Genomic DNA, 300 nt, shown 5'->3' with positions numbered 1-300 from the left:
ATCCTCACTCTGTCGATGCAGTGTGGCGCTCGATGTTCCAGCAGTTACCGGGCACAGGAATGAAACCTGAGCAGTTTCACTCAACCACACGTGAGAACTTCCCTCGCCTGGCGAAAGACCCATCTCGTTACACCTCATCTGTCTCCGATCCTGAAACCAACTCCAAGCAAGTAAAAGTGCTGCAGCTGATTAACGCGATTCGTTTCCGCGGTCATCAGCACGCCAATCTTGACCCGCTTGGTCTGAGGAAACAGGACCGGGTAGCCGATCTCGATCCCGCTTTTCACGATCTGACCGAGG

1 pseudogene is annotated in these 300 nt (G+C 54.0%); it reads left to right on the top strand.

What is annotated here, in order from left to right:
• Positions 1-300 (top strand): annotated as a pseudogene (locus tag NR201_RS22555) (2-oxoglutarate dehydrogenase E1 component); the annotation flags it as partial.

This window comes from Pantoea sp. Fr-CA_6, from assembly GCF_024520895.1.
Lineage (GTDB): Bacteria > Pseudomonadota > Gammaproteobacteria > Enterobacterales > Enterobacteriaceae > Pantoea > Pantoea agglomerans.
Note: the sequence above shows the minus strand (reverse complement) of the source record. Positions and strands in the feature narration are given on the sequence as shown.